This window comes from Actinomycetes bacterium (assembly GCA_036510875.1).
Taxonomy (GTDB): domain Bacteria; phylum Actinomycetota; class Actinomycetes; order Prado026; family Prado026; genus DATCDE01.
In genome coordinates this window covers 1-8,966 of record DATCDE010000113.1, presented here as the reverse complement: position 1 = coordinate 8,966, position 8,966 = coordinate 1, and the positions used below count along the sequence as shown (strand labels likewise).

At 67.1% G+C, this 8,966-nt stretch carries 8 protein-coding genes and 1 pseudogene; 6 read left to right on the top strand and 3 right to left on the bottom strand.

Annotated elements, in window-relative coordinates:
* The 3 genes and pseudogenes from VIM19_06880 to VIM19_06870 all read right to left on the bottom strand — a co-directional run.
* The coding region (locus VIM19_06880; protein HEY5184620.1) for a plasma-membrane proton-efflux P-type ATPase at positions 1-2,279 on the bottom strand (2,279 nt) is incomplete at its 3' end.
* 148 nt (positions 2,280-2,427) lie between these two features.
* Positions 2,428-3,480, bottom strand: a complete 1,053-nt coding sequence (locus tag VIM19_06875; protein HEY5184619.1) for a class I fructose-bisphosphate aldolase — start codon at positions 3,478-3,480, stop codon at positions 2,428-2,430.
* Positions 3,477-4,505 (bottom strand): annotated as a pseudogene (locus VIM19_06870) (phosphoketolase family protein). The gene VIM19_06875 and the pseudogene VIM19_06870 overlap by 4 nt, the downstream one beginning before the upstream one ends.
* A gap of 597 nt (positions 4,506-5,102) precedes the next feature.
* On the opposite strand from VIM19_06870, the gene VIM19_06865 reads away from it, so the two are divergent.
* The 6 genes from VIM19_06865 to VIM19_06840 form a co-directional block, all read left to right on the top strand.
* Positions 5,103-5,909: a GAF and ANTAR domain-containing protein gene (locus VIM19_06865; protein ID HEY5184618.1), complete on the top strand. Its 807-nt coding sequence runs from the start codon at positions 5,103-5,105 to the stop codon at positions 5,907-5,909.
* A 205-nt stretch (positions 5,910-6,114) separates the two neighbouring features.
* Positions 6,115-6,711, top strand: a complete 597-nt coding sequence (locus tag VIM19_06860; GenBank protein HEY5184617.1) for a hypothetical protein — start codon at positions 6,115-6,117, stop codon at positions 6,709-6,711.
* 140 nt (positions 6,712-6,851) lie between these two features.
* Positions 6,852-7,283, top strand: coding sequence for a hypothetical protein (locus VIM19_06855; GenBank protein ID HEY5184616.1), 432 nt, complete (start codon positions 6,852-6,854; stop codon positions 7,281-7,283).
* 395 nt (positions 7,284-7,678) lie between these two features.
* Positions 7,679-8,266, top strand: a complete 588-nt coding sequence (locus VIM19_06850) for a hypothetical protein (GenBank protein HEY5184615.1) — start codon at positions 7,679-7,681, stop codon at positions 8,264-8,266.
* Between the two features lie 128 nt (positions 8,267-8,394).
* The gene (locus tag VIM19_06845; GenBank protein ID HEY5184614.1) at positions 8,395-8,766 is read left to right on the top strand and encodes a hypothetical protein; all 372 of its coding nucleotides are present in this window, start codon (positions 8,395-8,397) and stop codon (positions 8,764-8,766) included.
* Positions 8,727-8,966: FAD-dependent oxidoreductase (locus VIM19_06840; GenBank protein ID HEY5184613.1), on the top strand; the 240-nt coding region annotated here is incomplete at its 3' end. The genes VIM19_06845 and VIM19_06840, both read left to right, overlap by 40 nt.

Here is an 8,966-nt window from a genome sequence, read left to right as displayed (position 1 = left end):
AGGGGTGTCATGAACAGTCCGTACACCGCGATCAGGGTCGCGATGGCCTGGGTGCCAAGAACGGCGAGCAGGAGGGACCGGGCGGGTCGGATGGACCAGAACGGGCCGCGGGTACGGGTGAGGAAGATCGTGAGGTGGCCGGCGACAGACAGCAGCAGGTACATCAGGGTCTGCAGCTGCGGGTGGCCGAGGCCGAAGACTCGGTCGCCGAGGTAGAACAGGCCGAACGCGGCGATCGGTCCGACGACGCCGAGAACCGTGGAGATGCCGAGCACGAGGCGCATGTTCCACGCTTCGGGCTCGTCTTTGTAATGCACGTTGTCGTAGGCGATGGACAAGATCGCACCGTCATTGAGCAGCGCGAGCATGACGATCATGACGGCGGTCAGCGGGTAGAAGTTGAAGGCCAGGATGGCGACGGTCATGAAGAGCAGCACACGCAGCGTTTCGGCGATGCGGTATATCGCATAGCTGTTCATCCGCTGGAAGATCTTGCGGCTCTCCTTGACCGCGTCGATGATCACCGACAGCCCCGGGTTGAGCAGCACGATCGCGGCGGCGGCACGGGCGGCGTCGGTGGCGCCGGACACGGCGATGCCGCAGTCGGCCTTCTTCAGGGCGGGGGCGTCGTTGACCCCGTCGCCGGTCATCCCGACGATGTGGCCGCGTTGTTGCAGGACGTCGACGATGTGGTACTTGTGTTCGGGGAACACCTGCGCGAACCCGTCGGCGGTTTCGATGGACTTGGCCACGGCCGCGGTCTCGGTCTTCTTCACGTCTCCCAGACCAGCCGCGTCGAGAATGTTCGTGCCGAGACCGACTTTGACGGCGGTCTCCTTGGCGATGGCCAACGCGTCGCCGGTGACCATTTTCACGGTCACGCCCATCGCCCGGGCGGTGGCGATCGTGGTCTTCGCGTCCTTGCGGGGTGGGTCGAACAGCGGAAGCACACCCAGGAAGGTCCACTGGCCGTGGCCGTCGGCGCGGGCCACCCCCAGGGACCGGTAGCCGCGGGCGGCGAAGTCGTTTACCGCGGTGTCGACGGCGGGCTTGATCTTTGCGGTGTCGTGGGCGAGGGCCAGGATGACCTGCGGGGCGCCCTTGCTGACCTGGAAGGTGGTTCCGTCGGTGTCGGTGACGGTGGCTTCGGTGCGCTTGTCGACGGGGTTGAACGGTTCGAAGTGCGTCACCGTGTAGCCGTGCAGATCCTTCGGGTCACTCAGTCCGCCCAGGACGGCGAGGTCGATGGGGTCGTCGTCCTCCGCGCGGGAGGCCAGCGCACCGGCCAGGACCATGTCAGCGGCCGGGATGTCACCGAGGCTGAACGGGTCGCCCAGGGTCAACGCGTTCTGGGTCAGGGTGCCGGTCTTGTCCGCGCACAGGATGTCCACACCGGCGAGTTCCTCGATGGCGACCAGCTTGCTGACGATGGCCTTCTTCTTGGCCAGCAGCCGGGCTCCGACCGCCATCGTCACCGACAGAACCGTTGGCATCGCGACGGGGATCGCCGCGACCGTCAGCACGAGGGCGAACTGCAGCGTCGTCAGGGTCGGGTCACCGCGCAGGATGGAGACGGCCACGATGACGGCGACCAGGGCGACCGCGAGGATGATGAGGTAGTTGCCGATCTTGAGGACGGCTTGTTGGAAGTGGCTGACGGTGTGCGCGTCCTGGACGAGTTCGGCGGTCTTGCCGAAGTAGGTGTGGGTGCCGGTGGCGTAGACCAGGGCGCCGATCTCGCCGCGGCGGATGATCGATCCTGAGAACACCGCATCCCCCGGCTGCATGGTGGCCGGCAGCGACTCCCCGGTGAGCGCGGACTGGTCGACCTCGATCTCGTCGCCGTCCAGCAGCCGGGCGTCGGCCGGGACGATGTCACCCAGCCGCAGCCGGATCACGTCCCCGGGCACCAGCTCGCGCGACGCTGGAGTGACCCATTGACCGTCGCGCTTGACGCGGGCCTTGATGGCGAGCTTGTCTTTCAGCGCGTCGATGGCGTTGCCGGCTTGGCGTTCTTCGGTGTAGCCGACGACCGCGTTGGCGACCAGCAGCAGCAAGATGATGAAGAAGTCCGGCCAGTGCCCGACCGCGCCGGAAAGGATCACCGCGACCTCGATCATCCACGGGATCGGGCCCCAGAAGTAGGTTAGGAACTTCAGCAGCGGGTTGGTCTTGTGCTCGGCGATCTCATTCGGGCCGTACTGCGCCAGCCGCTTGGCCGCCTCGGCCTGGCTCAGCCCATCCGGTGAGCTCCCGAGTTGCTTCTGGACCTCGGCCATCGGCAGCGACTTCAGGTCGTGTTTCGGGTCCGGCGTCGGCGTCGCTGAGTCGGCGGGGGCGGTCTTGGGCGTGTCTTTGCTCATGATGGGCATCCGCTTGATCGGAATGTGTGGCGGCACGGCACCGGCAGCCGTGGCTCGGTGAAGATCATGCGCGGGCCGCCGATACCGATGGGACGTACTCCCCGCGGCGCGCGTCCTGATTGGATGTCGATCGCTGCAGCAGAGCGTGTTGGGCGCGGGCCGCATTGGCATCTCGGCCCTCCCAGATCGTCAGGGCGGGCTGCTGGATCGCCCGGCCGAAGGAGAACGCCACCGGCCACGGCAGCAGGCCCCGGTCGGTGTTGATGGCATTCAAGCGGGAGGAGGCGAGGTCTGCGGACTGTCCGCCGGGCAGGAACGCAATGCCCGCGACCGCGGCGGGAACGGCCCGCCGTAGGCAGGTGATTGTCGCCTCGGCTACGGTCTGGACCGATTCCTGGTTCGGGCAGGTCGACCCGGCGAGGATCATGTTGGGTTTGAGGAGCATGCCTTCGAACACGACCCCCTGGGTGTGCAGCTGGGCGAAGACCTCACGCAGCACCGTCTCGGTGACCTGGCCGCAGCGAGACAGGGTGTGCTCGCCGGTCATCAGTACTTGCGGTTCGACGATGGGCACTAGGCCGGCCTCCTGACACAGCGCCGCGTAGCGTGCCAACGCGTGCGCGTTCGCTTCGATGCAGGCCTCACTGGGCGTTACGGCGCCGATGGTGAAGACCGCCCGCCATTTCGCGATCCGGGCACCCAACGCGGCATACTCGCCGAGGCGTTCTCGCAGACCGTCCAGCCCCTCGGTCACCCGCTCCCCCGGACACCCGGCCATCGGCTTCGCGCCCAGATCGACCTTGATACCGGCGATGATCCCGGCGTCGGCGAGAACGGTAAGGAACGGAACACCGTCGGTCGTGTGTTGCCGGGTCGTCTCGTCGAAGAGGATCACCCCGCTGATGCACTCCCCGAGACCGGGCGTCGTCACGATCAGTTCCCGATAGGCGCGGCGAGTCTGTTCGTCCTGGGTGATCCCAAGCCGAGCGAATCGCTTGTTGCAGGTCGGGATCGATTCATCGATCGCCAGAAGGCCCTTGTCGCCGGCGACCAGCGCCCGCGCGATGTCCGCCAGCGCGTTCAGGTGCGCGGGCGCGAGAATGATCGGCGCGGTCATTGCGGCGGGTTCCAGGTCCAATTGAGGATCTCGGGCAGGTCTTGGCCGTGTTTGTTGATGTAGAGATTGTGAGCGACGAGCTTGTCGGCCATCGTCTGTTTCAGGTAGTCCCCGGTCGCGCCGAGCTGCGGGAGCCGTTCGATGACGTCTTGGACGAGGTGGAACCGGTCGAGGCGGTTCTGCACGCGGATGTCGAACGGGGTGGTGAAGGTGCCCTCTTCGTTGTAGCCGCGCACGTGCAGGTTGCGGTTGGTCCGTCGGTAGGTGAGGCGGTGAATCAACGTCGGGTAGCCGTGGAAGGCGAAGATGATGTGCTTGTCGCGGGTGAACAGTGCGTCGAAGTCGCCGTCGGACAACCCGTGCGGGTGCTCGCTGGCTGACTGCAGCTTCATCAGGTCCACGACGTTGACCACCCGGACCTTCAACTCGGGCAGGTTCTCCCGCAGGATCGACACTGCGGCCAGCACCTCCAAGGTGGGGGTGTCACCGCAGCAGGCCAGCACGACGTCGGGTTCGCCGCCGCGATCGTTGCCAGCCCACTCCCAGATCCCGATGCCCTCCGTGCAGTGCACCTGCGCCCGTTCCATGCTCAGCCACTGCGGCATGACGTGCTTGCCCGCGACGATCACGTTGACGTAGTGCTGCCTGCGCAGGCAGTGATCGGCGACCGAGACCAGGCAGTTGGCGTCCGGTGGCAGGTACACGCGGACGATGTCGGCCTTCTTGTTCACGACATGGTCGAGGAATCCGGGGTCCTGGTGGGTGAACCCGTTGTGGTCCTGCTGCCACACGTGGGAGGCGAGCAGGTAGTTCAGCGACGAGATGTCCCGCCGCCACGGCAACTCCTTCGTGACCTTGAGCCACTTGGCGTGCTGGTTGAACATCGAGTCGACGATGTGGACAAACGCCTCGTAGCAGTTGAACAGCCCGTGCCGCCCGGTGAGCAGATACCCCTCCAGCCAGCCCTCGCACTGGTGCTCGGACAGCATCGAATCCAGCACCCACCCGGTCGGGGCCAGGAACTCCTGCCAAGAACCGGGCGAAGTGAGAGGTGACGAGAGCATGGTGATCCCGATGTGGAGACGATCACCGGAATGGGGGCTCGGAGCAAGTGCCCCTGGAGTTCCGCAGCGGACAGCTGAACTCTTCCCCGGACAGCTGAGGTACTCAACAGTTGTGAGAATACACCCGATGTACTGTTCGCAGCGGGGAACTAACCCGTCCGCGGCGCACGTCAGGCTGAGCGACATACCCCGTGACAGCGACGCGCCTGTTGCGTGCGCCGTATCTCAGTTCGCGGGTGCCGTGGCGAGCTCGGAGACGACATGTACACCGCCGGTATCGCAGGGGTCGGTGCCCGCGTCAGCGCCACCGATGCGCTCATCCGGGCATTCGCGGCGGAGCGGTGAGCAAGCGCAGAATGGGTGTGGCTGCTGCGGGTATTGGTGGTCAACGCTGGGTCTTCGAGCCTCAAACTGCGATTGCACGATGACGACGATGTCCTCCAGCAGAGCGAGGACCTGCCGACCGGGCCGGGGGGATCCTCCTGAGCCGTCCTTGGTGGCACCACGTACAGTCGTGAGCAGCAGCGGGCCCTGCACGACCTCGAGGTTGGACGCGCGATGAGCGGCACGGATTCCTCGGCATCGATCTCTCAGCCGAGGCCGCCGGTCAGCCAGGTCCAGGCCGACTCGGATGCGGCGGATCTGCAGGAGAGCCTGCGGGAGCTTGCCGCCCTCGTCACGGGAAGCCTCGGGCTGCAGGACGTGCTCGCGCAGGTGGCTACCTTCGCCGTTCATGCGATCCCTGGCGCGGACGGTGCCGGGGTCACGCTGTTGAGTGCGGACCGGGGCGACGCCCGGGTCCAGGTCCTCGCGGCGAGCCACCCGTTCGTCGCGCAGATCGACGAGATCCAGTACTCCACGCTGAAGGAGGGACCGTGCATTACCGCGGCCCTCGAACGTCGCACAGTGCGCTCAGGGTCCCTCGGCGGGGAGAAGATGTGGCCGCGGTTCGGCCCGCGCGTCGGTCGCCTCGGCATCCACAGCGCCCTGTCCTTGCCGCTGCTGCTCTCCGAGCGGGCGGTGGGTGCGATCAACGTGTACTCCCGTGGGAAGGACGCGTTCGACGACCGCGCCGCCGAGCTCGGCGAGCTGTTCGCGACGCCGGCCGCGGTCGCGGTCCACAACGCGCAGATCCTGGCGCAGGCCCAGGAGCTCACCGCGCAGCTGCAGACCGCGCTGTCGAGTCGACCGATCATCGACCAGGCGATCGGCATTCTCCGTGGCCGCAACGGCGGGTCCGCCGAGGAGGCTTTCGGCAAGCTGCGGGCGATCAGCCAGGCCGACCACGTGAAGCTCGTCGACGTCGCGCAGCACATCGTCGACGAGGCCGTGCGGCGGGCACGGGCCCGTCACGCGCAGTCCTGATCACCTGGGCACGGGTCGCACGGCGTCGAGCCTGCGCGGACATGGCCAATGCACCCGACCGGGCGTAGTGTCAACCCTCAGGAAGTCGACGGACAGCAGGCCCTGACCTGTCGTCACGGCTTCCTACCCCGCGCCGTGATCCGCGGCGCTCGGCACCGGTGCAGACGACGCGGCGCACGGGAGCGCCCAACGGAGCACACGCCTCGTGAGGATCCCCTCCGACCTAGCCGCAGACCTAGACCTGCTGACCGACGCCCTCGACGTCCCTGCCACCAACATCGCCGCCACGCTCGCCGCGCTGACGTCCGACGCGGCGGCAGCCGTGTCCTCCTACCTCGGATTGTCCGTCCGGGTGTGCTCACTCCACTCCCACGTGGAGTTCACCACCCTCGAGAGCAGCCAGATCCCCAGCATCACGACATCACTACGCGTCCCCCTGCACCCCGAGCCGCCCCCGCCAGCCACCGACAGCGCCCGCATCGTGCTCATCCTCTACGCAGCCAAGGCGGGAGCACTCGTCGACCTGGCAGCCGACCTGGCATGGCTCACCGGCCGCACCATGGACGAGCTGCGTCTCGACGAAGACATCGTGGAAGGGACCCACCTCCACCCGGCTGAGTCGCTGCGCTCGCCGTCCACGATCAACCAAGCGATCGGCGTGCTGATCGGCCAAGGACGAACATCTGACCAGGCGCGCGCCGAACTTGACGTTCGGGCCACCCAGGCAGGCATCCAACGGCACCCAGCCGCGGTGGCACTGTTGGCCTCACTACCCGCAACCGTGCTCCCCGATGGCAATTAGCACCTGCCAAGTTCCTGGCAACGGGCGCCCGCGTGGCCGGGCCGGTGTAGGGTCACGATTGTTGAGCCCATCAACCAGTTCGGAACGAGTTCGGCCGCCCGCCGCCGAACTCTATGAGCACCAGCTCACGCGAACCCCCGGTGACCACTTCCTTGGGGTTCACCATGACATCATCACCGCCGGCAGGCGCAGGTCTTTGCCTAGCTCGCCCCGCGCCCACGCTCACCGCAGCTCAGGCCGATCTCGGACACCACTGCACGGGGACGTGCGCCGACGCAGTCGACGCGCTCGGCGCACAGCTGTGGTTCGTACGTCGACGTTCCAATCGCCTCGGTCGCGGCCCGGCGTCGCTGGTCGTCGTCGACGCGAGCGAGTACGAAGGCTCGCGCGAGCGCTCACGTCAGCTCATGCGCGCCATCAACGACTGCCTGCGACCCGACGGCATCCGTATGAGCGAACGTCGCATCGATGACTGCGGCGTCGCGCTCGCACTTGTCCGGCCACTCCCGCATGATGCGCCCGATCATCGTCCGCCGACCACGCCCCTGAGCCTCGTCCGGATGCCGTCATGAGCGCGCCAGTCCTCCCCCATGCAGCCGAGCGACCTCTGCCCGCACCTCCAGAGCCGCCTTCCCAACGCACGAAAGCACAAGAGAGCGGCCGTCGACGGCAGCGCGGGCCAGGCCCTGCGAAGTCCCGCTCGACCGGTGCGGTGGTCGACCCTTCCCGTGGCGTGCGTGTTCTGCCGCGCACCGATCGAGATGTCGTCCGTCAGGATCGGCGAACGGCACAACCGCACCGCGTCATGCTCGAACTGCGGTCTCCTGGTCTCGGTGGCCGCGCCGCTGTGGGCACTCTGGAGCCGCACCTATGCAACCCCGGAGGTCCACCGTGGCCCTGCCGAGCGTCTTGAGGCCTGGACCGTCCTCACTCCACGGACCGACCCCCGGAAAGGGGACCCGACATCATGACCGTCCAGCAGCCGACACCCCCAACAGCCCATACCGAGATCGCCAACGTTCCCGGTCACGTGATCACCTCGACCGCCGCGAAGGCGTTGGCAGCGCTGCGCATCGCCACCGGCTTCATCTTCTTATGGGCATTCCTCGACAAGACCTTCGGCCTGCACTACGCGACGCCGTCGGCCAAGGCATGGATCCACGGCGGCTCTCCGACCAAAGGATTCCTCGCGTCGGTGGCCGTCGGTCCGTTCCAGTCGCTGTTCCACTCGATGGCTGGTACCTGGTGGGCGGACTCGCTGTTCATGCTCGGCCTGCTTGGCATCGGCGTCGCGCTCACCGCAGGCGTCTTCATGCGGATCGCCGCGAGTTCCGGCGTGGTCCTCGTGGCCTTCATGTGGTTGGCCACGTTCCCGATCGCGCAGTTCACCTCCGCTGGCGATCCGACTGGCTCGAACAACCCGATCGTCGACGACCACATGCTTGAGGCTCTCGTCCTGATCGTGCTGGCCCTCACCTACGCAGGAACCACCTGGGGACTCGGCCGGCGCTGGGCCCGCATCCCCTTTGTCGCCAAGCATCGCTGGGCCCTGTGAGCCACACGGGCACCCGGACCCCCACCGCAGGTGCCAAGCCTCTGAGAGGTACCTCCACGAACCAGGACGTCGCGCAGTCAGGCCCCTGCCGCGGGCATCGTGATGACTGAGTGCTGGAGGTGGTCGAGGTGAGCACGATCGAGCCTGGCACGCGAAGCCCAGCTGCTCGCGCCACGAACCCGGATGACCGGGTGCGGGCAGTCGGGGTGGCGCAGGAAGTCGCCGGGATCCTCAAGTCCGCGATCGGCGGGCCGTTGCCGCTGCGCCTGCGGGGCTGGGACGGGTCTGACGCCGGCGACCCGAGCAGCCCGGCGACGCTGGTGCTCCGCAACCCGACCGGGCCGCGGCGCCTGATCTGGGCTCCCAACGAGCTGGGGCCTCCCCCTCGACAAGTCGAGGAGCTGTCCGTCAGCGTGCACATCACCTGTGACGGCTCGGTTGGTCAGATCCTTGGGCCGCAATCGACTTCTTACACACAGAACCAGCTCGTTCCAGCGTGACAACTTCGACGGGCCGCACGGTTGCTGTCTACGGTGCTGGCATCGCTGGACTGACGGCTGCTCACGAGTTCAGCCGTCGCGGTTGGGCGGTTTCGGTGTACGAAGCCAACAGCGAGGCCGGGGGCTTCTTTCGGTCCACGCGAGGTCCGGGTGATCAAGCGATGCCATCGGAGTACTCGTGGCATGGGATGGGACCCTGG

Bases quoted from the DNA above. Each gene is read 5' to 3' on its own strand.
- VIM19_06875 (HEY5184619.1), bottom strand. From the start codon at position 3,480: ATGACCGCGCCGATCATTCTCGCGCCCGCGCACCTGAACGCGCTGGCG.
- VIM19_06865 (HEY5184618.1), top strand. From the start codon at position 5,103: ATGAGCGGCACGGATTCCTCGGCATCGATCTCTCAGCCGAGGCCGCCG.
- VIM19_06850 (HEY5184615.1), top strand. From the start codon at position 7,679: ATGACCGTCCAGCAGCCGACACCCCCAACAGCCCATACCGAGATCGCC.